At 73.2% G+C, this 23,685-nt stretch carries 19 protein-coding genes; 7 read left to right on the top strand and 12 right to left on the bottom strand.

The window, feature by feature from the left end; translation table 11 throughout:
* The first annotated feature begins 138 nt into the window (after nt 1-138).
* A complete protein-coding gene (locus ABT048_RS37390; RefSeq protein ID WP_350526081.1) occupies nt 139-930 on the top strand; it encodes a DUF6348 family protein in 792 nt (263 codons plus the stop codon).
* A gap of 33 nt (nt 931-963) precedes the next feature.
* Here ABT048_RS37390 and ABT048_RS37385 read toward each other — a convergent pair whose 3' ends face one another.
* From ABT048_RS37385 to ABT048_RS37370, 4 genes are all read right to left on the bottom strand, one after another.
* On the bottom strand, nt 964-1,161 hold the full coding sequence (locus ABT048_RS37385) for a hypothetical protein (RefSeq protein WP_030058274.1): 198 nt from the start codon (nt 1,159-1,161) through the stop codon (nt 964-966).
* Nucleotides 1,162-1,701: 540 nt separating this feature from the next.
* Entirely contained in the window at nt 1,702-2,928 is a 1,227-nt protein-coding gene (locus ABT048_RS37380) for a PP2C family protein-serine/threonine phosphatase (RefSeq protein WP_350526080.1), read from the bottom strand.
* A gap of 305 nt (nt 2,929-3,233) precedes the next feature.
* Nucleotides 3,234-3,719 (bottom strand): ribose-5-phosphate isomerase, encoded by a 486-nt coding sequence (locus ABT048_RS37375; protein WP_350526079.1) that lies wholly within the window; start codon nt 3,717-3,719, stop codon nt 3,234-3,236.
* 82 nt (nt 3,720-3,801) lie between these two features.
* A complete protein-coding gene (locus ABT048_RS37370) occupies nt 3,802-4,401 on the bottom strand; it encodes a biotin transporter BioY (RefSeq protein WP_350526078.1) in 600 nt (199 codons plus the stop codon).
* A gap of 266 nt (nt 4,402-4,667) precedes the next feature.
* Here ABT048_RS37370 and ABT048_RS37365 point away from each other — a divergent pair, with 266 nt between their 5' ends.
* Complete coding sequence (locus tag ABT048_RS37365) at nt 4,668-6,080, top strand: amino acid permease (protein WP_350526077.1); 1,413 nt, start codon at nt 4,668-4,670, stop codon at nt 6,078-6,080.
* 113 nt (nt 6,081-6,193) lie between these two features.
* On the opposite strand, the gene ABT048_RS37360 is transcribed toward ABT048_RS37365, so the two are convergent.
* Nucleotides 6,194-6,826: a mycothiol-dependent nitroreductase Rv2466c family protein gene (locus ABT048_RS37360; RefSeq protein ID WP_396551692.1), complete on the bottom strand. Its 633-nt coding sequence runs from the start codon at nt 6,824-6,826 to the stop codon at nt 6,194-6,196.
* A 223-nt stretch (nt 6,827-7,049) separates the two neighbouring features.
* On the opposite strand from ABT048_RS37360, the gene pepN reads away from it, so the two are divergent.
* Nucleotides 7,050-9,614 (top strand): aminopeptidase N, encoded by a 2,565-nt coding sequence (gene pepN, locus ABT048_RS37355; RefSeq protein WP_350526076.1) that lies wholly within the window; start codon nt 7,050-7,052, stop codon nt 9,612-9,614.
* Nucleotides 9,615-9,724: 110 nt separating this feature from the next.
* On the opposite strand, the gene ABT048_RS37350 is transcribed toward pepN, so the two are convergent.
* The 4 genes from ABT048_RS37350 to ABT048_RS37335 all read right to left on the bottom strand — a co-directional run bounded on the left by ABT048_RS37350 (nt 9,725) and on the right by ABT048_RS37335 (nt 15,262).
* Nucleotides 9,725-11,032, bottom strand: coding sequence for a glycoside hydrolase family 18 protein (locus ABT048_RS37350; RefSeq protein ID WP_350526075.1), 1,308 nt, complete (start codon nt 11,030-11,032; stop codon nt 9,725-9,727).
* A gap of 184 nt (nt 11,033-11,216) precedes the next feature.
* Nucleotides 11,217-13,865 carry an aconitate hydratase AcnA gene (acnA, locus tag ABT048_RS37345; RefSeq protein WP_350526074.1) on the bottom strand — a complete coding sequence of 883 codons (2,649 nt, stop codon included), beginning with the start codon at nt 13,863-13,865 and terminating at the stop codon, nt 11,217-11,219.
* A 183-nt stretch (nt 13,866-14,048) separates the two neighbouring features.
* Nucleotides 14,049-14,204: a hypothetical protein gene (locus ABT048_RS37340; protein WP_350526073.1), complete on the bottom strand. Its 156-nt coding sequence runs from the start codon at nt 14,202-14,204 to the stop codon at nt 14,049-14,051.
* Nucleotides 14,201-15,262: a hypothetical protein gene (locus tag ABT048_RS37335; RefSeq protein ID WP_350526072.1), complete on the bottom strand. Its 1,062-nt coding sequence runs from the start codon at nt 15,260-15,262 to the stop codon at nt 14,201-14,203. The genes ABT048_RS37340 and ABT048_RS37335 overlap by 4 nt, the downstream gene beginning before the upstream one ends.
* 29 nt (nt 15,263-15,291) lie before the next feature.
* On the opposite strand from ABT048_RS37335, the gene ABT048_RS37330 reads away from it, so the two are divergent.
* The 3 genes from ABT048_RS37330 to ABT048_RS37320 all read left to right on the top strand — a co-directional run bounded on the left by ABT048_RS37330 (nt 15,292) and on the right by ABT048_RS37320 (nt 16,858).
* Nucleotides 15,292-15,639, top strand: a complete 348-nt coding sequence (locus ABT048_RS37330) for a hypothetical protein (RefSeq protein WP_350526071.1) — start codon at nt 15,292-15,294, stop codon at nt 15,637-15,639.
* Between the two features lie 103 nt (nt 15,640-15,742).
* Nucleotides 15,743-16,150, top strand: coding sequence for a type II toxin-antitoxin system VapC family toxin (locus ABT048_RS37325; RefSeq protein ID WP_350526070.1), 408 nt, complete (start codon nt 15,743-15,745; stop codon nt 16,148-16,150).
* 171 nt (nt 16,151-16,321) lie between these two features.
* Nucleotides 16,322-16,858 carry a superoxide dismutase family protein gene (locus tag ABT048_RS37320; protein ID WP_350526069.1) on the top strand — a complete coding sequence of 179 codons (537 nt, stop codon included), beginning with the start codon at nt 16,322-16,324 and terminating at the stop codon, nt 16,856-16,858.
* Between the two features lie 57 nt (nt 16,859-16,915).
* Here ABT048_RS37320 and argF read toward each other — a convergent pair whose 3' ends face one another.
* From argF to ABT048_RS37305, 3 genes are all read right to left on the bottom strand, one after another.
* Complete coding sequence (gene argF, locus ABT048_RS37315; RefSeq protein WP_350526068.1) at nt 16,916-17,917, bottom strand: ornithine carbamoyltransferase; 1,002 nt, start codon at nt 17,915-17,917, stop codon at nt 16,916-16,918.
* 148 nt (nt 17,918-18,065) lie between these two features.
* Nucleotides 18,066-20,690, bottom strand: coding sequence for a polynucleotide kinase-phosphatase (locus ABT048_RS37310; RefSeq protein ID WP_350526067.1), 2,625 nt, complete (start codon nt 20,688-20,690; stop codon nt 18,066-18,068).
* A complete protein-coding gene (locus ABT048_RS37305; RefSeq protein ID WP_350526066.1) occupies nt 20,687-22,414 on the bottom strand; it encodes a 3' terminal RNA ribose 2'-O-methyltransferase Hen1 in 1,728 nt (575 codons plus the stop codon). Before ABT048_RS37305 ends, ABT048_RS37310 begins: the two co-directional genes overlap by 4 nt.
* 141 nt (nt 22,415-22,555) lie before the next feature.
* On the opposite strand from ABT048_RS37305, the gene dapD reads away from it, so the two are divergent.
* Nucleotides 22,556-23,560: a 2,3,4,5-tetrahydropyridine-2,6-dicarboxylate N-succinyltransferase gene (gene dapD, locus ABT048_RS37300; protein ID WP_350526065.1), complete on the top strand. Its 1,005-nt coding sequence runs from the start codon at nt 22,556-22,558 to the stop codon at nt 23,558-23,560.
* Nucleotides 23,561-23,685 lie beyond the last annotated feature (125 nt).

Genomic DNA, 23,685 nt, shown 5'->3' with positions numbered 1-23,685 from the left:
ACAGGACGTTTCCGCGACCGGAGGGCCGGGCGGTCCGGATGGTTTCCCGGTTGGGTGCCGGGCCGATAGCCTCGGGCCCGTTCGAGCGCAGTTCGAGCGCGAGCTCAGCGGCCGCGCTCCCGAGGTGGAGGAGTCCCGGTGCGTCCGCAGGAGCGACTGGCCGTCATACAGCACTGCGTGGTGCGGGAGATGGCGCGGCTGGGCCAGGTGTTCCGCCTGGACGGCGAGGTCGTGCGCGGCCCGGGCACCACGGCGGTGGCGGTGCGTGAGCACCCGGGGCACGACGGCACCGGGCACGTGGACCTCGGCTTCGTGCTGCGGCTCGGCCGGGCGGACGCGCCGGTGGTGTGGGACTGCGCGGCCGGTCTCGGCAAGACCGAGGAGGAGAAGCTCGCCAACGCGGTGAAGATGTGGGCGACCACCACCGCCTCGGTGCTGGTCGAGCTGGCGGAGGGCCGCGGGGTGCACGCCGACCACCCGGACCTGCCCGAACTCCCGGGCTGGCGGGCGGTCCAGGGGCCGGCGGCGGTGTTCGGCTTCGGCAACGAGCACCTGGCGGGCTGGCTCGCCGAGAACCGGGTGCTGCCGGCGCTGGCGCCGGCGCTGCGCTCGGAGCTGTCCGGGCCGGGCCCGGTCGGGGTGAAGCTCTTCCTGGGCGGGAAGGCGGGGGACGACGTCGCCGAGGTCCGGGTGGGCGGCGAGGTGTCCGAGGCGGCCTCGGCGGCGCTGCGCGCGCTGGACTGGCCACGGGGTGAACGGCTGTGCTGGGCGCGGCTGTTCGTCCTGCTGGCGGCCGAACGGGAGGAACCGGCGCAGGCCGCACCGGCGGGTGCCGTGGCACCCGCACCGATGCGCGTTCCGGCCCCGGCGGCAGCGCGGCCCCGGGGTTTGTTCGCTCGCTGGCGGCAGGCCAGACGGGCCGGCCGGTGACCCCCGGGCGGGGGTGCGGACGGCCCGGTCGGGTCAGCCTCCGGTGATGCTGGAGATGCTGTGCGCGAGGTTGGCCAGCAGGGAGTTGATCGAGGTCGCGACCGTGGTCTCGTGCAGCATGAAGCCGAACAGGGCGGCGACGATCGCGTGCGGGATCTTCATCTGCTTGTTGCGGATGAAGATGATGCTCAGGATCGCGAACAGGACCAGCGCGGAGACGGAGAGTGCCACCCGGACTCACTTCCTCGTTTTCATAGCGGGGTGCCACCACCCGGCGACACCAGCGAAAGCCGGACCCCGGCATGTCCCACGGTCCCGAGGCGGAATCGCGGACCGTCCGACACACCGCCGGTGAGGGAGCCCACGATCGACCGCTGTCTGTCGTGCCGCACGTGACGCCCCCTATCCCCCGAATCCTGAACAGTCCCGCCCGGACTCAGTGTGGTCGACCGTGCCGATTGCGTAAAGGTCTGACAGTCGGCCCAACGCCGATATCCTGCGCTGCGGGACGAGTTTCCGCCGACCGGGACGATAGCCGAGTCGTCCTGACGAATCGTCGGCGGGGCCGTGCTGAGCGGCCGGGAAACGGTCGGGGGCGGTTAACGGAAGCCGCTGGTCCGGTCCGCCGACGGGCCGTCCGATTTGGCCGAAGATCAGCTGCCGGACTTGACAGTCACTGCCCCCGGCATGTGCCGCCGCGTCACCCGTGGCCGGGCCGTCGACGGCTCACGCGCGCGAACGGCCCGCCTCCCCCGGCCGCGCCCGGCCGCGCTAGTCGCGCCAGAGCAGCAGCACCGCGCGGTCGTCGTTGATGTCCCGCGCGACCGTCTCGATCAGCGCGGCGGCGGCCCCGGCGCCCGCGCCCGAACCGCCTCCCGGCACCAGCCGGTCGGCCTCCCCCATCAGCCGGTCCATGCCCTCGGTGAGGTCCCGGCCGGGCGCCTCGACCATGCCGTCGGTGCACAGCATCAGCACGTCGCCCCGGTTGAGCCGGCCGCGCACGCCCTCGAACTTGGCGCCGTCGTAGATCCCGAGCAGCGGGCCGTCGGCCTCCTTGACCTCCCAGCGGCCGGCGCCCGCGACGCGCTGCATGCCCGGCAGGTGCCCGGCCGACAGCAGCTCGTACTCGCCGGTGTCCAGGTCCAGCACCAGGTGGACGGCGGTGGCGAAGCCCTCCTCCCAGGACTGGCGCAGCAGGTAGCCGTTGGCGGCGGGCAGGAAGTCGTGCGCGGGCAGCGAGCCGACCAGGCCGCCGAAGGCGCCGGAGAGCAGCAGCGCGCGGGAGCCGGCGTCCATGCCCTTGCCGGAGACGTCCGCGAGGACCACCTCCAGCAGGCGCTGGCCGGGGCCGGTGCGGGCGGCGACCACGAAGTCCCCGGAGAAAGACTGGCCGCCGGCCGGGCGCAGCGCCATGTCCGCGTGCCAGCCGACCGGGAGCGCGGGCACCCGGCTCTGCACCCGCAGCCGCTCGCGCAGGTCGAAGAGCATCGTGGAGCCGCCCCACCAGGGCACGCCGACCCGGGCCCGGAACTGGGCCAGCAGCAGGCCGCCCACCCCGGCGGCGCCGACCACCAGGGCCGCGCCCGGGGTGACGCCGTAGACGTAGGCCTCCGGGTTGTCGCTGGCGACCCGCTGGCCGGTGTGGATCACGGACTCGGCGGACAGGCCGAGCGCGGCCAGCGCGTAGAGCACCACCAGGCTGCCCGGGCGCAGCAGCAGGGCGCCGGCCAGGATCGGCAGGACCAGGGAGGTGGGCGGGGCCCAGTCGGGGAGCCAGATGTTGAGCAGGATCAGCAGGGGGACGAGCAGGGCGAGCGCGCAGAGCACCGGCCAGTCGGCGGCGCCGCCGCGGAAGTAGTCCACACCGGCCGTGCGCAGCCTTCGGCGGACCCGGCGGAGCCTCTTGCGCAACCGGGCCGTCACGGGCTCGGACGCGGGGGTGGCGCCGGGCCTCGTCGCAGTCGTCTGGGGCGGTGCGCCCGGCGGTCTGCCAGCCATGGGGACCGACCCTATCCACGGGCACGGCCCGGCGTCGACGGCCCGGACGCGGGCGGGTGCGCCGGTGCGCGGGGCGCTCAGCGGGTTTCGGCCGATCGGAACGGTTGCGGGCGCGCCGTCAGGAGGCCTGCGCCGATTGGGCGTACGGAACGGGCGGGTGGCGTGTGCACCCCGCGCACGGGCTGGTCCGCGCGCCGGGTGCTGTGGCCGATCCCACAGGTCGGACGGGTCCGTCGGGGTGCCCGGGACGGCGGCGGCCGGCCGCGCGGGGTGCGCGGCCGGCCGTGGGAGGAGGGGTGGGTGGATCAGCCCTGGGGGTGGTGGGCCGGGATCGGCGGGAGCTCGCCGGTGGTCTCGTACTCGCTCAGCATCTCGATCCGGCGGGTGTGCCGCGGCTCGCCGCTGTAGGGGGTGTTGAGGAAGATCTCGACGAACTCGGTGGCCTCCTCCTGCGTGTGCATGCGGCCGCCGATGGAGATCACGTTGGCGTTGTTGTGCTGACGGCCGAGCTCGGCGGTCTGGGTGCTCCAGGCCAGCGCGGCCCGGACGCCCTTGACCTTGTTGGCGGCGATCGCCTCACCGTTGCCCGAGCCGCCGATCACGATGCCCAGGGCCTCGGAGTCGGCGGCGGTGCGCTCGGCGGCGCGCAGGCAGAACGGCGGGTAGTCGTCCTCGGCGTCGTAGATGTGCGGCCCGCAGTCGACCGGCTCGTGGCCGGCCCCCTTCAGCCACTCCACGAGGTGGTTCTTCAGTTCGTATCCGGCATGGTCGGAGCCCAGGTACACGCGCATGGCACGAGTGTGGCATGCGCGTGCGCCCGGGCCCGACAACGGGGGCTTCAGCGGGGGTTTCAGCGGGGGTTTCGGCGGGGCTTCAGCGGCGGCCGAGGAGCTTCCAGGCCAGCGGCAGGGCGCCCGCGGCGAGGGCGGCCTTGAGGGCGTCGCCGACCAGGTACGGGTAGAGGCCGAGCTCGGCGGCGCGGGTGAGCGGCACGTGCAGCGCGAGGGCCAGGTACGGGACGCCGACCGCGTAGACGGCGAGGCTGCCGAGGGCCATGGTGACGGCGGTGTTCACCGGGGTGCGGTCGGCGCCGCGGCGGGCCAGCACGCCGGTCAGGGCGGCGGCGAGGACGAAGCCGAGCACGTAGCCGAACGAGGGCATCGCCCAGCCGGAGGTGCCCTCGGCGAACCAGGGCAGGCCGGCCGCGCCGGCGAGCAGGTAGAGGGTGAGCGAGGCGGCGCCGCGGCGGGCACCGAGCGCGGTGCCGACCAGCAGGGCGGCGAAGGTCTGGCCGGTGACCGGCACCGGCGAGCCGGGGACGTTCACCGACAGCTGGGCGGCCACTCCGGTCAGCGCGGCGCCGCCGGCCACCAGGGCCAGGTCGCGGACCTGGCCGCCGATGCGGGTGGCGGCGGCGGGCAGCAGGTCGGCGAGGACGGCGCGGTGCGGTATCGGGGTGGTGGCGGTGGCCATCGGGGGATCCTCCGTGGGCTCCAAGTGGGTGAACACCTGTGAACCTACGCGGTGATCCACTGCGCGAGCGGCACGGTTTCGGACAAAGCCCCGCCCTCGGGCGTTGTCGGATCCGGCCCGAAGTGACACACGGTCACGGCGACGGCACCCGGCGTGCCCGCCCGGTCCGCAATGTGGGCCCGGGCCGGACATTCTTGGCATGGGCAGAGGTGTCCCCGGATATTGGACAACTCATGTCGCATACCGCACAGTCTGGAAGCACCCCTATGGCCCCCACCTCCGCGCCCACGGCGCCCGGGACCACCGACGCCACCGAGTCGGCGCCGGGAAGCCAGCAGCTCTCGCACGGGCTGAAGCAGCGCCACCTGTCGATGATCGCCCTCGGCGGGGTGATCGGCGCGGGCCTCTTCGTCGGCTCCGGCGCGGGCATCGCGGCCGCCGGCCCGGCGATCATCCTGGCCTTCGTGCTCTCCGGCCTGCTCGTCATGCTCATCATGCGGATGCTCGGCGAGATGTCCGCGGCCCGCCCCGCCTCCGGCTCGTTCTCGGTGCACGCCGAGAAGGAGATCGGCCCCTGGGCCGGGATCACCGCGGGTTGGATGTACTGGGTGATGCTCTGCTGCGGCGTCGCCGCCGAGGCCACCGCCGCCGGGAAGATCGTCAACGGCTGGATACCGGGCGTCTCCTCCTGGGTCTGGGTCGCCCTGTTCATGGTCTTCTTCTGCGCCAGCAACCTCACCGCGGTGAAGAACTTCGGCGAGTTCGAGTTCTGGTTCGCCACGATCAAGGTCGCCGCGATCATCGCCTTCCTGGTCCTCGGCGGGCTCGGCATCGCCGGGGTGATCGGCCCCGGCGCCCCCGGCGCCGACAACCTCACCGGCCACGGCGGCTTCCTGCCCACCGGCGTCAGCGGACTGATCGTCGGCCTGCTCGCCTCGGTCTTCGCGTACGGCGGTCTGGAGACCGTCACCATCGCCGCCGCCGAGTCCGACGACCCCAAGAAGAACGTCGCCAACGCCGTGCGCACCGCGGTGTGGCGGATCGCGATCTTCTACATCGGCTCGATGGCCCTGGTGGTCACCCTGGTCTCCTGGAAGGACCCGTCGGTCGTCACCGACGGCCCGTACGTCACCGTGCTGCGCCACCTCGGGGTGCCCGGCGCGGGGGCGATCATGCAGGTCGTGGTGCTGGTAGCGCTGCTGTCGGCGATGAACGCCAACATCTACGGCGCCTCCCGGATGGCGTACTCGCTGGTCGGCCGCGGCCAGGGCCCCAAGGTGCTGGCCAAGGTCAGCGGCGGGGTGCCGCGCCGGGCCGTGCTGGCCTCCTGCCTGTTCGGCTTCGGCGCCGTGCTGGCCGCCAAGTTCTGGCCGGAGACCGTGTTCACCTGGCTGATGAACACCACCGGTGTGGCGATCCTGGTGGTCTGGCTGTTCATCTGCGTGGTCCAGCTGCGGATGCGCCGCCGGCTGGAGCGCGAGGCGCCCGAGCTGCTCACCGTGAAGATGTGGGGCTACCCGTACCTGACGTGGGTCGCGATGGCCGCCGTCGCCGGCATCCTCGCGCTGATGACCACCACCGAGGGCAACCGGGAGCAGCTGTACGCGGCCGGGGTGCTGGTCGCGGCGCTGACCGGCGCCGGACTGCTCAAGCAGCGCCGGGACGCCGCCGCCCGCTGAGCCCGGACACCGAAAAGGGCCCGGTACCGCTTGCGGTACCGGGCCCCTTCGCGTCGCCGCAGTCGTCGACGGCAAGGACCGCACCGACGGCGACTGCGACTGCGACTGCGGGGCTACTCGAAGGACGGGCCGGCCGTCCGGGTGCGCTTGATCTCGTAGAAGCCCGGGGTGGAGGCCACCAGCAGGGTGCCGTCCCACAGCCGGGCCGCGGCCTCGCCCTTCGGAGCGGGGGTGACCACCGGGCCGAAGAAGGCGACCCGCTCGCCGTCCGCGCCCTCGACGGCGATCACCGGGGTGCCGACGTCCTCGCCGACCAGGGTGATGCCCTCCTTGTGGGAGGCGCGCAGGGCCTCGTCGTGGATGTCCGTGCCGGCCGCGTCGGCCAGCTCGACGGGCAGGCCGGCGGCCACCAGGGCGGCCTCGATGGTCTCGCGGTTCTGCGGGAGGCCCTGGTTGTGGAAGCGCACGCCCAGCTCGGTGTAGAGCCGGCCGAGCACCTCCTCACCGTGCTTCTCGGCGGCGGCGATGCACACCCGCACCGCGCCCCAGGCGTTGTTCAGCAGCTCGCGGTAGTTGTCCGGGAGGTCCCGGTGCTCGTTCAGCACCGACAGGCTCATCACGTGCCAGCGCACGTCGACCGGACGCAGCTGCTGAACCTCGATCAGCCAGCGGGAGGTCATCCACGCCCACGGGCAGGCCGGGTCGAACCAGAAGTCGGCGGTCTTGCGCTCAGCGGCAGCAGTCACTGCGTGTCGTCCTTCGTGAGGTGATCCGGGCAGGGGTGTGTTCCCCGTGTAGCCCAACACCCGCCGGACGCCGCTGATTCCGCCGCGGACGCGTCGGTCTGTGCAATGGTACCGGCGGCCCGGAGCGTGACAGGATGGTGCCGCGTGCACGGACGACACCGCGCACCGAGACCGCACCACCCACACGCGCACCACCGTGCGAGCCGGACAAAGGAGTACCGCCGTGCCGGGCAAGAACCTCAGCCGCGACGAAGCCCAGCAGCGGGCCAGCATCCTGGCCGTGGACGGCTACCGGGTCCGGCTGGACGTGACCTCGGCCCCGGACCGGGCGGCCTCGACCTTCCGCTCCACCACCACGATCACGTTCCGCTGCTCCCAGCCCGGCGCGGACACCTTCCTCGACCTGCTCGCCCCGGCCGTCCGCTCGGTCACCCTCAACGGACGCGCCCTCGACCCGGCCACCGCCTACGACGGCGCCCGGGTGCACGTCGAGGGCCTCGCCGCCGAGAACGTGCTGACCGTCGAGGCGGACTGCGCCTACAGCCGCACCGGCGAGGGCCTGCACCGCTTCGTCGACCCGGTGGACGGCGAGACCTATCTCTACACCCACTACGAGCCGGCCGACGCCCGCCGGGTGTTCGCGACCTTCGAACAGCCCGACCTGAAGGCCCCGTTCACCTTCACGGTGACCGCCCCGGCCGCCTGGGACGTGTGGTCCAACGCCCCGCACGAGGACGTCACCGCCGAGGACGGCGCCCGCACCTGGGAGTTCGCGCCGACCAAGCCGATCTCCACCTACCTCACCGCGGTCGTCGCCGGCCCGTACCACGTCGTCCGCGACCACTACAGCCGCGAGCTCGCCGACGGCAGCACCCTGGAGATCCCGCTCTCCGCCATGTGCCGCCGGTCCCTCGCCCCGTACTTCGACGCGGACGAGATCCTCGGCGTCACCAAGCTCGGACTCGACTTCTTCCACGAGGAGTTCGACTACCCGTACCCCTTCGGCAAGTACGACCAGGCGTTCGTGCCCGAGTACAACATCGGCGCGATGGAGAACCCCGGCTGCGTCACCTTCCGCGAGGAGTTCGTCTTCCGCTCGAAGGTCACCGACGCCGCCTACGAGGGCCGGGCCAACGTCATCCTGCACGAGATGGCGCACATGTGGTTCGGCGACCTGGTCACCATGCGCTGGTGGGACGACCTGTGGCTGAAGGAGTCCTTCGCCGACTTCATGGGCTCCTACGGCCTGATCGGCGCCCGCACCCGCTACTCCTCCGCCTGGGTCACCTTCGCCAACCAGCGCAAGGCCTGGGCCTACCGACAGGACCAGTTCCCCACCACGCACCCAATCACCGCGGACATCCGGGACCTGGAGGACGCCAAGCTCAACTTCGACGGCATCACCTACGCCAAGGGCGCCTCCGTCCTCAAGCAGCTGGTGGCGTACGCCGGTTCGGAGGCCTTCTTCGAGGGCGCCCGCCGCTACTTCAAGCGCCACGCCTTCGGCAACACCGAGCTCACCGACCTGCTGGACATCCTGGAGGAGACCAGCGGCCGCGACCTCAAGGCCTGGGCCGCCGCCTGGCTGCAGACCGCCGGCGTCAACGCGCTCACCCCGCAGGTCACCAGCGACGCCGAGGGCCGGATCACCGAACTGGCCGTCCTGCAGGACGGGGAGGTGCTGCGCCCCCACCGCGTCGCGGTCGGCCTGTACGACCGGAACGCCGACGGCGCCCTGGTGCGCACCGAGCGGATCGAGCTGGACGTCACCGGCGCCCGCACCGTCGTCACCGCGGCGGCCGGCAAGCCCCGTCCGGCGCTCGTCCTGCTCAACGACGACGACCTGACCTACTGCAAGATCCGCTTCGACGAGGACTCCCTGGAGGCCCTGCGCACCGGCCTCGGCGACATCGACGACCAGCTGGCCCGCGCGCTGGCCTGGTCCGCCGTCTGGAACCTCACCCGGGACGGCCTCATGCCGGCCCGCGACTACGTCGCCCTGGTGCTGCGCTTCGCCGGCCAGGAGGGCAACATCGGCGTGCTGCAGTCGCTGCACGCCCAGGCCAAGACCGCCGTCGACCTGTACGCCGACCCGGCCTGGCGCGGCGAGGGCGGCCGGCTGCTCGCCGACGGCGCCCTGCGCGAGCTGCGCGACGCCGTCCCCGGCAGCGACCACCAGCTGGCCTGGGCCCGCTTCCTCGCCCAGACCGCGGGCGGCGCCGAGCACCTCGGCCTGGTCCGCGGCCTGCTGGCCGGCAGCGCCCGGATCGACGGCCTGGACGTCGACCAGGAGCTGCGCTGGTCGCTGTGGCTGGCCCTGGCCGCCGCCGGCCAGGCCACCGACGAGGAGCTGGACGCCGAGCTGGCCGCCGACAACACCGCGAGCGGCAAGCGCCAGTACACCCAGTGCCTGGCCGCCCGGCCCACGCCGGAGGCCAAGGCCGCCGCCTGGTCGGCCGTGGTCGACTCGGACGAGCTGCCGAACGCCCTGGTCGAGGCCGACATCGCGGGCTTCGCGCTGCCCGCCCACCGCGACCTGACCGCCCTCTACGCGGCCCCGTACTTCAAGCTGCTGGAGAGGATCTGGGCCGAGCGGACCATCGAGATCGCGATGCGCTTCGTCAGCGGGTTCTTCCCGAGCGCCCAGACCGACGAGCAGACCCTGGCCGAGGCCGACGCCTGGCTGGACGGGCACCCGCAGGCCGCGCCGGCGCTGCGCCGCCTGGTGCTGGAGCGCCGCGACGACCTGGCCCGCGCGCTGCGGGCGCAGGCCTGCGACCGGGCCTGAGCCCGCGGAACCCGGGGCCCGCCGTGCTCGTCACGGCGGGCCCTTCGCGCGGTCGCGCGGGTCGTGCGTGGTCGCGCGGGTCGTGCGCGGACGTCAGTCGTGCGCGGACGTCAGTCGCGGCGCAGGCCGCGGTCCAGGGCGGCGATGGCGCTGCCCCGGGCGTCGTCCCCGTCCAGCGACCAGACCATCACGCCACCCAGGCCGTTCCACCGCGCGTAGCGGGCCTTCCGGGTGAGCACCTCGGCGGTGTCGTAGCTGTAGAAGGTGGTGCCGTCGTACTTCCAGGACGCGCCGTGGTCACGGTCCACGTGGACCGTGCCCGGCAGCGCTTCGACCTCCCGGTAGGAGCGGTCGGGCGCGGCGGCGGTGGCGCTCTGGAAGAGGCCGGCGCGCGGGCCGGCGGCGACTCCCGTCCAGCCGTGGCCGTAGAGCGGGGCGCCGAGGACGAGCTGTCCGGCGGGCAGGCCGCGCTCCTGGTAGTGCGTCACGGCCTGGTCGGCGCTGCGCTGCCGGGGGTCCGGATCGGCCGGGTCGGAGTAGAGGTTGGCCTGGTGGCCGGTCGGGCCCTTGCCCTCCCAGGGGCCGTGCAGGTCGTAGGCCATCAGGTTGAGCCAGTCCACCGACCGGCTCAGTTCGGGCAGTTCGAGCCGGTCGGCGACGGTCTCGTTGGCGGCGACGGCGGCGGTCAGCAGGTAGTGCTTGCCCTTCTTCCCGCTCAGCGCGTCCAGCTGGCGGCGGAACTCCCGCATCAGCAGGGTGAAGTTGCGGCCGTCCTCGGGGCGGACGACGTTGCCCGCGTCCCCGCCGCCGCCCGGGTACTCCCAGTCGATGTCGATGCCGTCGAAGACGCCCGCGGCGGCGCCCCTGCCGCCCTCCGGGGAGCCGGCCAGGACCGGGACGTCGCCCTTGAGGTAGAGGTCGATGCAGGAGGAGACGAACTTCTTGCGGGCCTCGTCGGTGGCGGCCGCGTCCGAGAAGTACCTGGACCAGCTCCAGCCGCCCAGCGAGATGACCGTGCGCAGCTGCGGGTTCTTCGCCTTGAGCTTGCGCAGCTGGTTGAAGTGACCCTTCAGCTCCTGCTCCGGGGCGTCGGCCACGCCGTCCACCGACTCGGCGGCGGAGAAGGCGCGCTGGTAGTCGTCGTGGGCGTCGCCCTGGCCGGCGTCGTTGGTCTGGAAGCAGGTGCCGTCGGCGGAGACGTTGCCGAAGGCGTAGTTGATGACGGTGAGCTTGGCCGCCTGGCCGGTCTCCTGGACCCGCTTGGCGGAGCTGTCGGCGCCCCACTGGGTGAAGTAGCCGACCCGCTGGCCGTTCGGCTTCGGGCCGTGCCGCCCGTCGGAGGCGGAGGCGGGGGCGGTGGCGGCGAGCAGCGCGGCGACGGTGGCGGCGGCGAGCAGGGCTGAGGCGCGAGTGGGCATACCGGACCTGTTCTCTGAAGCGGCGTCAAATGGTCTGGACCAGATGGGACAGAGGTTTAGTCCATCCGCCGCTCACCGCACAAGGGGGCCGGTCCGGCCGGCGCGGTGCGCAGGGCCGGTGCGGCATGCGGAAGGGGCCGGACCGCGTGGTGCGGTCCGGCCCCTTCGGGCGCTATGCCGGAGCTCAGCCGTTGATCAGCGAGCGCAGCACGTACTGCAGGATGCCGCCGTTGCGGTAGTAGTCCGCCTCACCGGGGGTGTCGATGCGGACGACCGCGTCGAACTCCTTGTCACCGGCCTTGACCTTGACGGTCTTCGGGGTGCGGCCCTCGTTGAGCTCGGTCACGCCGGTGAAGGAGAAGGTCTCCTCGCCGGTCAGGCCGAGGGAGTCGGCGTTCTCGCCCTCCGGGAACTGCAGCGGCAGGACGCCCATGCCGATCAGGTTCGAGCGGTGGATGCGCTCGTAGGACTCGGCGATGACGGCCTTGACGCCGAGCAGCGCGGTGCCCTTGGCGGCCCAGTCGCGGGACGAGCCGGAGCCGTACTCCTTGCCGGCCAGGACGACCAGCGGGGTGCCGGCGGCCTGGTAGTTCTGCGAGGCGTCGTAGATGAACGACACCGGCGCGTCGGCCTGGGTGAAGTCGCGGGTGTAGCCGCCCTCGGTGCCCGGCGCGATCTGGTTGCGCAGGCGGATGTTGGCGAAGGTGCCGCGGATCATCACCTCGTGGTTGCCACGACGGGAACCGTAGGAGTTGAAGTCGCGCTTCTCCACACCGTTGGCGGTCAGGTACTGCGCCGCCGGGGTGCCCGGCTTGATGTTGCCGGCCGGGGAGATGTGGTCGGTGGTGACCGAGTCGCCCAGCTTGGCCAGGACGCGGGCGCCGGCGATGTCGGTCACCGGGCTCGGGGTCTTGGCCATGCCCTCGAAGTACGGGGGCTTGCGGACGTAGGTGGACTCGGCGTCCCACTCGAAGGTGTTGCCGGTCGGGACCGGGAGCGACTGCCAGCGGTGGTCGCCGGCGAAGACGTCCTGGTAGCCCTTGTCGAACATCGCCTCGTCGATGGAGCCGGCGACGGTGTCGGCGACTTCCTGCTCGGACGGCCAGATGTCGGCGAGGAAGACGTCGTTGCCGTCGGCGTCCTGGCCCAGGGCGTCCTTGGTGATGTCGATGTTCATGTTGCCGGCGAGGGCGTAGGCGACCACCAGCGGCGGGGAGGCCAGGTAGTTCATCTTGACGTCGGGGTTGATCCGGCCCTCGAAGTTGCGGTTGCCGGAGAGCACCGAGACGACCGCGAGGTCGGACTCGTTGACGGCGGCCGAGACCTCCTCGGGCAGCGGGCCCGAGTTGCCGATGCAGGTGACGCAGCCGTAGCCGACCAGGTTGAAGCCCAGCTTCTCCATGTACGGGAGCAGGCCGGCCTTCTCGTAGTAGTCCATGACGACCTTGGAGCCGGGCGCCAGGGTGGTCTTGACCCAGGGCTTGACGTGCAGGCCCTTCTCCACGGCCTTCTTCGCCAGCAGGGCGGCGCCCAGCATGACGGAGGGGTTGGAGGTGTTGGTGCAGGAGGTGATCGAGGCGATCACGACCGCGCCGTTGTCGATCTCGTAGGTCGAGCCGTCGGGGGCGGTGACGGCGGTCGGCTTCGAGGCCTCGGCGGAGTAGGTCGGCAGCGCCTCGGCGAACCTCTCGGCGGCCTCGGCCAGGATCACGCGGTCCTGCGGGCGCTTCGGGCCGGAGATCGACGGGACGACGGTGGAGACGTCCAGCTCCAGGTACTCGGAGTAGACCGGCTCGACCGACGGGTCGTGCCAGAGGCCCTGCTCCTTGGCGTAGGCCTCGACCAGGGCGAGCTGCTGCTCGTCGCGGCCGGTCAGACGCAGGTAGTTGATGGTCTCGGCGTCGATCGGGAAGATCGCGCAGGTCGAGCCGAACTCCGGCGACATGTTGCCGATGGTGGCGCGGTTGGCCAGCGGGATGGAGCCGATGCCGTCGCCGTAGAACTCGACGAACTTGCCGACCACACCGTGCTTGCGCAGCATCTCGGTGATGGTGAGCACCAGGTCGGTGGCGGTGGTGCCGGCCGGCAGCTCGCCGGTCAGCTTGAAGCCGACGACGCGCGGGATCAGCATGGAGACCGGCTGGCCGAGCATCGCGGCCTCGGCCTCGATGCCGCCGACGCCCCAGCCCAGCACACCCAGGCCGTTGACCATGGTGGTGTGCGAGTCGGTGCCGACGCAGGTGTCGGGGTACGCCTGGCCGCCGCGGACCATGACGGTGCGGGCCAGGTGCTCGATGTTCACCTGGTGGACGATGCCGGTGCCCGGCGGGACGACCTTGAACTCGTCGAAGGCGGTCTGGCCCCAGCGCAGGAACTGGTAGCGCTCCTTGTTGCGGCCGTACTCGATCTCGACGTTCTGGGTGAACGCGTCCTTGGTGCCGAACTTGTCGGCGATGACCGAGTGGTCGATGACCAGCTCGGCCGGGGCCAGCGGGTTGATCTTGGCCGGGTCGCCGCCCAGCTCCTTGACGGCCTCACGCATGGTGGCGAGGTCGACCACGCACGGCACGCCGGTGAAGTCCTGCATGATCACGCGGGCCGGGGTGAACTGGATCTCCTGGCTCGGCTGGGCGTTCTCGTCCCAGCCGCCGAGGGCCCGGATGTGGTCGGCGGTGATGTTCGCGCCGTCCTCCGTGCGGAGCAGGTTCTCCAGCAGCACCTTGAGGCTGTACGGCAGCCGCTCGGAACCCTCGACGGCGGAGAGCTTGAAGATCTCGTACGACTCGTCGCCCACCTGCAGCGAGCTGCGGGCGTCGAAGCTGTTCGCGGACACGACTGACTCCTTCTGGGTGCTTCGTGCGATATCCGGCCGCCACGCGGTGGTAAGGTCAGCCTTAGTTAGGCTTGCCTTGCCCGCATCGCCGGTGAGCGCCTCTCGGCAAGTATCTTGATGTCGAGATATATCGTAAGGGGCAGTTATCTCGATGTCGAGATAAACCATAGTGCATGCCGTGGCTCACTGGTCGTCCGGGCCGCGCCGCTTGCGCTCCAGCCTGATCAGCCAGACCGCTCCCGCCACCACGGCCGCCGCCATCAGCAGCACCACCACAAGCTCACCACCGGAACCGTCGGTCGGCGAGGGGGCGATGTCGGCCAGCAGGATCGTCCTCATGTCTTCACCTCCGCTCCCTGTGCGTTCTCCTGCGGTCCACCCGGCGGCCGCCCGGCCTCCGAGCGGCCCGCGCCGAGGCCCAGCACCAGCATCAGCAGCACCGGGAACTCCAGGTAGGCGTGATAGGCGGCCAGCGCCGCGTACAACGACCGGCCCTCGGCGTAGTCCAGCGCGAACAGCAGGGCCAGCAGCGCGCCGGCCCCCGCACCCAGCGCCCACGCCCGCCCGCCGCGCAGCGCGGGCACCCGGGCGTCGAACCGCTCCGCCGCCTCCGGCGCGTACCGGGGCAGGAACCAGACCCAGACGACGTAGTGCATCGTCTGCAGGAAGGCGAACACCGCCAGGAAGCGCAGGCCCGCCTCCGGCGTCAGCAGCGCCGGCGGGGTGTAGGCCGCCGCCAGCCGGTCCGTCCAGCCGCCGGGCCGCTGCGACAGCAGCCCGTCCAGCAGGCCGCTCAGCAGCAGGGCCGGCACCAGCAGCACCCAGCCGGACTGCAACGCCAGGAACGCCCACCGCCCCCGCGGCAGCCGACGCGACCACTCGGCCAGGAACAGCAGCGGCACCACGTTGTGCAGGTGGGCCAGCACCACGAAGTGGTACGCGGGGAAGGACAGCGAAGCCGCACCGGCCCCGACCAGCAGCACCGCGCTCCCGGCGAGCAGCCGCGGTCGGCCGCGCAACCCGTACCGGCACGCCGCCGCCAGCAGGCCGTACGCGAGCAGGATCTCCGCCGTCTGGGCGGCCCGGGAGGGCGGCAGCAGGCGGCACAGCACGATGCCGGTCACCAGCGCCAGCAGCAGCCGCAGCAGCGGGCCGGCCAGGACGACGGCGAACCGGCCCGCCACGTAGCGCAGCTCCAGCACGTTGTGCAGCAGGCCGAAGGCCGCCAGGCCCAGCACCGCCAGCCCGGTCGGCGCCCGCAGGGCGGTCACCAGCGCCAGGGCGGCCGACAGCGCGAACCCCGCGAACGGCGCGACGCCCAGCCGGACGGCCGGCCCGGGCCCGGGCCAGACCGGCGCGGCCGGCGACGCCGGTGCGGTTACGACCCCGGTGGCCATGGTCCCCTCCCCGTGGCACGATCCCCGCCGTGCCCTACGTCCTCGCCCTGGCCCTCACCCTGCTGGTCGAGGTCCCCGTCTACACCGTCGCGCTCACCCGGGCGGGCGGGCTGCGGCCGTCCCGGGCCGCCGGTGCCGCCGTCCTGGTCAACCTGCTGACGCACCCGCTGCTCTGGTGGTCCCTGCGGCCGTACGCCGCCGGGCCCGCCGCAGCGTACTGGACCGCGTTCGGGCTCGGCGAGGCCGGCGTCTGCCTGGTCGAGGGCGCCCTGCTCGCGCCCCTCACCGGGCTGCCGCCGCGCACCGCGGCGCCCTGGGCCGCCTCCGCCACCGCCAACGCCGCCTCGGTGCTCGCCGGGTTCCTGCTCGGGCGCTGATCCGCCGCGGTCGGCGGGACGGGCCCGCGCCCCGTCCGCCTCCGCCGGCCGGGTCCGGGGCCGGTACGGTGGCCCGTGACGTGACAGGCAGAGGGGGCCTCCGATGATCGTGGTGGACGCGTCCGCGCTGGTGCTGGCGCTGGCCGACGAGGGCCCGCGCGGGGCCGCCGCCCGGGCCGAACTCGCCTCCGACAGCGAGTGGGTGGCGCCCGAGCACATCGTGGTCGAGGTGATGCAGTCGCTGCGCGGCCTCTACCTGGCGAAGGAACTGACCGCCGCGCGGGTCGCCGAACTCACCGGCGAGCTGGCCGCGGTGGCGATCCGCAAGGTCGAGGTGGCGCCGCTGCTCGGCCGCATCTGGGAGCTCAAGGACAACCTGACCCCGGACGACGCCGCGTACGTCGCGGTCGCCGAGCGGTACGGGGCGCCACTGGTCACGGCCGACCTGCGGCTGATGCGGGCCAGCGGGCCGCGCTGCGAGATCCGGGGGATCCGGCGCGAGCCGGCCTGAGGGCGGCGTCCTTCCCGCGGTTGTCCTTCCCGCGGTTGTCCTGCGTGCGGTGCGCTGCGCGCGGTGTGGGCTGTGCTGCGTGCGGTGCGCGGTGTCCTGCGTGCGGTGTCCTGCGCGGGCCGGTGCCGTTAGCAGGGTGACCGTCGCCCTGCCCCGTGGAAGGCCCGACCGATGACCGCTCCGCTCGCCGCCGCCCTGCTGCCGCTGGCCCTGCTCACCCCCGCCGCCTCGCCGGTCTCCGTCGTCGAGGCCGACTTCGATCCGGCCACCGCCTTCGTCCCGCCGTCCGCCGTCAGCTACGCGGCCGACCTGGTGCCGTACGGCTCGCACGCCGTGGTCGTCACCGACCGCTCGGCGCCCGGGCGGACGGTGCTCACCCTGACGGTGTCCGGGCTCGCTCCCGACCACCGGTTCCCGGCGCACCTGCACACCGGAGGCTGCGGGGCCGACCCGGCGTCCTCCGGGCCGCACTACCAGGACGTGACGGACCCGGTGCAGCCGTCCACCGACCCGGCGTACGCCAACGAGCGCAACGAGCTGCGGCTGGTGCTGCGCACCGACGGGCACGGCAAGGGCACCGCCACCACCGCGGTGGACTGGCAGCCGCGGCCGGGGGAGGCACGCTCGCTGGTGCTGCACGCGGGCACCCCGGTCGCCGGCCCGCGCGGGGCGGGCGACCGGGTGGCCTGCGTCAAGCTGGAGCGCTGACCCTCACGGGGTCTCGGGGCCCGGGCTCCTGCGGGTCCGGGCCCCAGGCCCGAGGCTTCAGGAGCCGAGGGTCGCGACCAGGACCGCCTTGATGGTGTGCAGGCGGTTCTCGGCCTGGTCGAACACGATGGAGTGCGGCGACTCGAACAGCTCGTCGGTGCACTCCAGCTCGGTCATGCCGGTCGCCTCGTACATCTGCCGTCCGAGCACCGTGCCGAGGTCGTGGAACGCGGGCAGGCAGTGCAGGAACTTCACGGTCGGGTTGCCGGTGGCCCGGACGGTCTCCATGGAGACCTGGTAGGGCTTGAGCAGCTCGATCCGCTCGGCCCAGACCTCCTTGGGCTCGCCCATCGAGACCCAGACGTCGGTGTAGAGGAAGTCGACGCCGGCCACGCCCTCGGCCACGTCCTCCGTCAGGGTGATCCGGGCGCCGGTCGACTCGGCCAGGGCCTGCGCCGACTTCTGCACGTCCTCGGTCGGCCACAGCGCGCGCGGGGCGACGATCCGGATGTCCATGCCGAGCAGGGCGCCGGTGACCAGCAGCGAGTTGCCCATGTTGGAGCGGGCGTCGCCGAGGTAGGCGAGGGCGACGTCGGTCAGCGGCTTGACGGTGTGCTCGGTGACGGTGAGCACGTCGGCCAGCATCTGGGTGGGGTGCCACTCGTCGGTGAGGCCGTTCCAGACCGGGACGCCGGCGTGCGCGGCGAGCTCCTCCACGACCTCCTGGCCGTGGCCGCGGTACTCGATGCCGTCGAACATCCGGCCGAGCACCCGGGCGGTGTCCTTGATGGACTCCTTGTGGCCGATCTGCGAGGCCGACGGGTCCAGGTAGGTGGTGGTGGCGCCCTGGTCGTGGGCGGCGACCTCGAAGGCGCAGCGGGTGCGGGTGGAGGTCTTCTCGAAGATCAGCGCGATGTTCTTGCCGCGGAGCCGGGGCTGCTCGGTGCCCGCGTACTTCGCCGCCTTGAGCCCGGCGGCGAGGTCCACCAGGAAGCGGAACTCCTGGGGCGTGAAGTCGAGCTCCTTGAGGAAGTGCCTGTTCCGGAGGTTGAAGGCCATGCCGGGCTCCTGGGGTGACGGGACGAGGGGGGAAGGCTGGCAAGTGTATACGATGTTCGGAATTTCTATACAGGACGGGGCGATGGAGGGGAGCCCCGCTCTCCGGGACTCCCCTCCACCCTGCTCCCCCGGCGGGGTCGCGGCACGGCTACAGGCGCGGGTCGACCGGCTCCGACTCCAGCGCCAGCACCGCGAACACCGGCTCGTGCACCCGCCACAACGGCTCCCCGGCCGCCAGCCGGTCCAGCGCTTCCAGGCCCAGCGCGTACTCGCGCAACGCCAGCGAGCGCTTGTGGCCCAGCGAGCGCTGCCGCAGCCGGTCCAGGTACTCGGTGTAGTCCGGGCCGTAGATGATCCGCAGGTACTCCCGGCCGCGGACCTTCACCCCGGGCTGCACCAGGCCACCCGGACGGCCCTCGCCGCGCGAGGTCCGCACCAGCGAGGCCAGCGGCTTGACCACCATGCCCTCGCCGCCCGCCCCGGTCAGCTCCTCCCACCAGGCGGTGGCGGCGGCCGTCGAAGCCTCGTCCTCGGTGTCCACCAGGATCCGACCGGTGCGGTGCAGCACCGGCTCCTTCCCCTCCGTGGCGTCGGCGCCGTCGGCGTCGGCGGCCACCAGGCGGTCGATCCAGGCCAGGTGCACGTCGTGCGGGCGCACCGCGAGGTTCGCCCCCTCGGCGGCCAGCAGCTGGAACGGCGCCAGCCGGATTCCCGACAGGCCCTCGGTCGGCCAGCAGTAGCGCCGGTACGCCTCGGTGAACGCGGTCGCGTCGGCGGAGCGCTGCCGCTGGCGGGCGGTCAGGTCCGCCAGGTCCAGGCCGCGCCCGGCCGCCCGCTCCAGCGCGGACAGCACCTCCGGCAGGGCGGCGCCCGCCGCCGCACCGACCGCCGCGTACTGACGGCGGAGCAGCTCCACCGCCTTCAGCGACCACGGCATCAGCTCGGCGTCCAGCAGCAGCCAGTCGGTGCCCAGCTCCCCGAAGAGGCCGGCGCGCTCGGCGGCCTCCCGCACCCGGTCGAGCACGGCGGCGGTCAGCCCGTCGTCGTGGAGGAAGGCGCGGCCGGTGCGGGTCCAGATCGCGCCGGGGCCGGCCACCCCGAAGCGGCGCTCCAGTGCGGCGCCGTCCCGGGCGACCAGCAGCACCGCGCGCGAGCCCATGTGCTTCTCCTCGCACACCAGGTGCCGCACGCCGTCCGCGCGGTAGGCGAGGAAGGCCTCCTCCGGGTGCTCCAGGTAGCCGTCCCGGCGGGAGGTGGGGCTCGGCGCCATGGTCGGCGGCAGGTAGGCGAGCAGCCGCGGGTCCAGCGCGAAGCGGCTCATCACCTCCAGCGCGGCCGCCGCGTTCTCCTCCCGGACGGCGACCCGCCCGTGCAGGCCGGTCTCCACGATCCGGCGCCCGGCCACGTCGGCGAGGTCCAGCGGGCGGCCCTCACGGGAACCCGGCGCGTCGGTGATCATCGGACGCACCGGGGCGTACCACTCGCGCTCCGCCTCGACGCTCACCAGCTCGCGCTCCGGGTAGCGCAGCGCGGTCAGGCTGCCGCCGAAGACGCAGCCGGTGTCCAGGCAGATGGTGTTGTTGACGAAGCTCGCGGTCGGCACCGGGGTGTGGCCGTAGACGACCAGCGCCCGGCCGCGGTACTCCTCCGCCCACGGGTAGCGCACCGGCAGGCCGTACTCGTCGGTCTCGCCGGTGGTCTCCCCGTACAGCGCGTGCGAGCGGACCCGGCCCGAGTTGCGACCGTGGTACCGCTCCGGCAGACCGGCGTGGCAGACCACCAGGGCGCCGCCGTCCAGCACGTAGTGGCTGACCAGACCGCGCATGAACGCGCGGACCTCGGTCCTGAACTCCTCCGACTCGCCCGCCAGCTGGTCCAGCGACTCCTGCAGGCCGTGCGAGACGGTGACCTTCTTGCCGTCCATCGACCGGCCGAGCTTGTTCTCGTGGTTCCCGGGCACGCAGATCGCGTGGCCGGCCGCCACCATGCCCATCACCAGGCGCAGCACGCCCGGGGTGTCGGGGCCGCGGTCGACCAGGTCGCCGACGAAGACGGCGGTCCGGCCCGCGGGGTGCGCGGCGTCGACCGGGCGGCCCTGCTCGTCCCGGGTCAGGGTGTAGCCGAGGCGGGTGAGCAGGGTCTCCAGCTCGGACCGGCAGCCGTGGATGTCGCCGACGATGTCGAACGGGCCGGTGAGGTGGCGCAGGTCGTTGTAGCGCTTCTCCAGCTCGATCTCGGCGGAGGCCACCTCGGCCTCGCCGCGCAGGATGTGCACCTTGCGGAAGCCCTCGCGCTCCAGCCCGCGCAGGGAGCGACGCAGCTCGCGGTTCTGCCGCGGGATCACGTGGGCGGGCAGCTGGCGGTCCGGGCGGGAACGGTTGCGCTCGGCGCACACCCCCGGCGGGACGTCCAGGACGATCGCGATCGGCAGCACGTCGTGCTCGCGGGCGATCCGCACCAGCTGGCGACGTGCCTCGGGCTGGACGTTGGTGGCGTCCACGACCGTCAGCCGGCCGGCCGCCAGGCGCTTGCCGACGATGTAGTGGAGGAGGTCGAAGGCCTCGGCGGAGGCGGACTGGTCGTTCTCGTCGTCCGCGACCAGGCCGCGGCAGAAGTCGGAGGAGACGACCTGGGTGGACAGGAAGTGGCGGCGGGCGAAGGTGGACTTGCCCGCGCCGCTGGTGCCGATCAGGACGACGAGGGAGACATCGGTGACGGGGAGGCGGCGGGGGGTCGTGCTCTCGGTGGTTCCGTCGGCTGCGGCGTCGGTCATCGGGGTTCGCCTCCTTCGGGCGTCGTCTGGTCGCTGGTCGTAGGCGGTTCGGGGGCGGCCGGTTCGGCGGGCGCGGACGGTTCGGGGGTGGCGGCCATGCGGGTGTCTGCGTCGCCGGTGGCCGGGGTGGTGACGGCCGCGGGCTCGGTCGCGGTGGTGAACAGGGCGAGCTGGGTCGGTGCGCCGACCTCCTCGTCCTGCGGGCCGACCGGGCGCAGCACCACGGCGTACCCGTAGGCGGCCGCGACCTTCTCGGCCCAGGCACGGAACTCGGCGCGGGACCACTCGAAGCGGTGGTCGGCGTGCCGGACGCTGCCCGCCGGCAGGGTCTCCCAGCGGACGTTGTACTCGGCGTTCGGCGTGGTGACCACGACGGCCCTCGGCCGGGCGGCACCGAACACGGCGTACTCCAGGGCGGGCAGTCGCGGCAGGTCCAGGTGCTCGATCACCTCGCACAGCACCGCGGCGTCGAAGCCCTTCAGCCGGACGTCGGTGTACGTCAGCGCACCCTGCGCCAGCTTCACCCGGGCCGCCTGCCGCTCGGGCAGGCGCTCCAGGCGCAGCTTGCGGTTCGCCGCCTGCAGCGCCCGCACGGACACGTCCACGCCGAGGATCTCGGTGAAACGGGCGTCCTTCAGCAGTTCGCCGATCAACTCGCCCTGGCCGCAACCGAGGTCGGCGACGCGGGCGGCGCCGGTCTCGCGCAGGGCGTCGAGGATCGCGGTGCGGCGCTGCTCGGCGAGGGACGGCGGACGGGGCTGCACGGGCTCCGCGGTGTTCTCGGCGCCGTTCTCCGCGGTGTTCGCCGCGGTGTTCGCCGCGGTGTTCGCCGCGGCGCTCTCCGCTCCGTTCTCGGCGCCGTGGGCCCGGCCGTGCTCCTCCGCGGGCCGGTCGTCGACCGCGTTGTCGATCTCCTCGACCTCGCGGTCGTCCGCCTCCGCGAGCCGGGCCAGTTCCAGGCGCTCCATCGCGGCCCTGGTCAGCGACCAGCGCCGGGCGAGGTAGCGGCGGGCGATCAGGGCCCGCTCCGGGTGGACGGCCAACCAGCCCTCGCCGGCGGCGAGCAGCTTGTCCACCTCGTCCGGGGCGACCCAGTAGTGCTTGGCGCCGTCCAGCACCGGCAGCAGCACGTAGAGCTGCTGGAGCGCGTCGGCGAGCCGCACGGTGTCGGAGGAGAGCGCGACGCGCACGTACCGGGAGTCGCCCCATTCCGGGAACGCCTCGTCCAGCGGGATCGCCGCCGCCTCGACCCGCCAGCCCAGCGGCTCGAACAGCCGGGTCACCATGCCCGGACCGCCGCCCTCGCCCGCGCCGTTCGCGGGCACGGCGGGCAGCTCGATCCGCAGCGGACGGGCCTGCCCCGGAAGGTCGGGGCGGACCGGGCAGGCGCCCTTCATCGCGGACCGGAACACCGTCCGCAGCGCCACCGCGAGCAGCGAGGACGCGGCGTACGGCCGGTCGTTGACGTACTGGGCGAGCGCGAAGTCGGGCGAGCCGCCGCGCCCCTTGCCGTCGCCCCGGCCCTTGCGGACCAGTGCGACCGGGTCGATGTCCAGCAGCAGCGCCGCCGTGCAGACCTCGTCCCCCGCTTGCGGGTAGAAGACGTGGGCCTCACCGTGCGACGTGGCGAACCGCTGGACCTTGCCGGGATGCTTGTGCAGCAGGAACCCGAGATCCGTCGCCGGGCTCTCGGCGCTGCCGGTGGTGGAGATCGACATGAACACCCGCCGAAGTATTGCCCAGCGTCCCGGCCCTGAGCACCGGGTTTTCCCGGCCGGCACCCCGGTGGCCGGGACGTCCGTCGGGCACGTCCGCACGGTGGGCGTGTTCGGCACCGGGGCCCCGCATTGGCTAACGTGCACGATGTGACTGCTGAATCCACCTCGCTCGAATCCACCTCCCCGGCGACCGGCGCCGTGGCCACCGGTCTGGCCACCATCGCCGCCGACGGCACCGTCCTCGACACCTGGTACCCCGCCCCCGCGCTGGCCGCCGAGCCCGGCCCGGCCGGCACCGTCCGCCTGACCGCCGAGCAGGCCGAGGCCGAGCTCGGCGCCGGCGCGGCCGAGGCGCTGCGCGCCGACGCGCGCCGCGGCGTCGAGGTGGTCGCCGTGCGCACCACCATCGCCTCGCTGGACGAGAAGCCGCTCGACACGCACGACGTGTACCTGCGCCTGCACCTGCTCAGCCACCGCCTGGTCAAGCCGCACGGCCAGAACCTGGACGGCATCTTCGGCCTGCTGGCCAACGTCGCGTGGACCAGCATCGGCCCCGTCCCGGTGGACAAGGTCGAGCAGACCCGCCTCGCGGTGCGCGCCCAGGGCGGCCAGCTGGCCGTCTACGGGATCGACAAGTTCCCGCGGATGACGGACTACGTCGCCCCGACCGGTGTGCGCATCGCCCACGCCGACCGCGTCCGGCTCGGTGCGCACCTGGCCGTCGGCACCACCGTGATGCACGAGGGCTTCGTCAACTTCAACGCCGGCACGCTGGGCACCTCCATGGTCGAGGGCCGGATCAGCGCGGGCGTCGTCGTGGGCGACCACAGCGACATCGGCGGCGGCGCCTCGATCATGGGCACCCTGTCCGGCGGCGGCAAGCAGGTCGTCTCGGTCGGCGAGCGCTGCCTGCTCGGCGCCAACGCGGGCATCGGCATCTCGCTCGGCAGCGACTGCGTGGTCGAGGCCGGCCTCTACGTCACCGCCGGCACCCGGGTCACCACGCCGGACGGCACGGTGGCCAAGGCCGTCGAGCTGTCCGGCCAGGACAACCTGCTGTTCCGTCGCAACTCGCAGACCGGCGCGGTCGAGGTCATCGCCCGCTCCGGCTCCTGGGGCGGCCTGAACGCGGACCTGCACGCCCACAACTGACCTGCGGGCAGCGACCGTCGGGGTCCGGCGCCGGGCGGGGGGGGGCCCCCCCCGCGGGGGGGGGGGGGGGGGGGGGGGGGGGCGGGGGGCGGCCGGGGGGGGGGGGCCGGGGGGGGCCGACACCC

Source organism: Kitasatospora sp. NPDC096140 (assembly GCF_040303045.1).
GTDB lineage: Bacteria > Actinomycetota > Actinomycetes > Streptomycetales > Streptomycetaceae > Kitasatospora.
The sequence above is the reverse complement of the archived record's forward strand: the minus strand, read 5'-3'. Positions and strand labels throughout refer to the sequence as shown.

Bases quoted from the DNA above. Each gene is read 5' to 3' on its own strand.
- ABT048_RS37320 (WP_350526069.1), top strand. From the start codon at position 16,322: ATGACCGCTCCGCTCGCCGCCGCCCTGCTGCCGCTGGCCCTGCTCACC.
- ABT048_RS37365 (WP_350526077.1), top strand. From the start codon at position 4,668: ATGGCCCCCACCTCCGCGCCCACGGCGCCCGGGACCACCGACGCCACC.
- ABT048_RS37350 (WP_350526075.1), bottom strand. From the start codon at position 11,032: ATGCCCACTCGCGCCTCAGCCCTGCTCGCCGCCGCCACCGTCGCCGCG.
- argF (WP_350526068.1), bottom strand. From the start codon at position 17,917: ATGGCCTTCAACCTCCGGAACAGGCACTTCCTCAAGGAGCTCGACTTC.
- ABT048_RS37310 (WP_350526067.1), bottom strand. From the start codon at position 20,690: ATGACCGACGCCGCAGCCGACGGAACCACCGAGAGCACGACCCCCCGC.
- ABT048_RS37380 (WP_350526080.1), bottom strand. From the start codon at position 2,928: ATGGCTGGCAGACCGCCGGGCGCACCGCCCCAGACGACTGCGACGAGG.
- ABT048_RS37340 (WP_350526073.1), bottom strand. From the start codon at position 14,204: ATGAGGACGATCCTGCTGGCCGACATCGCCCCCTCGCCGACCGACGGT.
- ABT048_RS37335 (WP_350526072.1), bottom strand. From the start codon at position 15,262: ATGGCCACCGGGGTCGTAACCGCACCGGCGTCGCCGGCCGCGCCGGTC.
- ABT048_RS37325 (WP_350526070.1), top strand. From the start codon at position 15,743: ATGATCGTGGTGGACGCGTCCGCGCTGGTGCTGGCGCTGGCCGACGAG.
- ABT048_RS37375 (WP_350526079.1), bottom strand. From the start codon at position 3,719: ATGCGCGTGTACCTGGGCTCCGACCATGCCGGATACGAACTGAAGAAC.
- ABT048_RS37370 (WP_350526078.1), bottom strand. From the start codon at position 4,401: ATGGCCACCGCCACCACCCCGATACCGCACCGCGCCGTCCTCGCCGAC.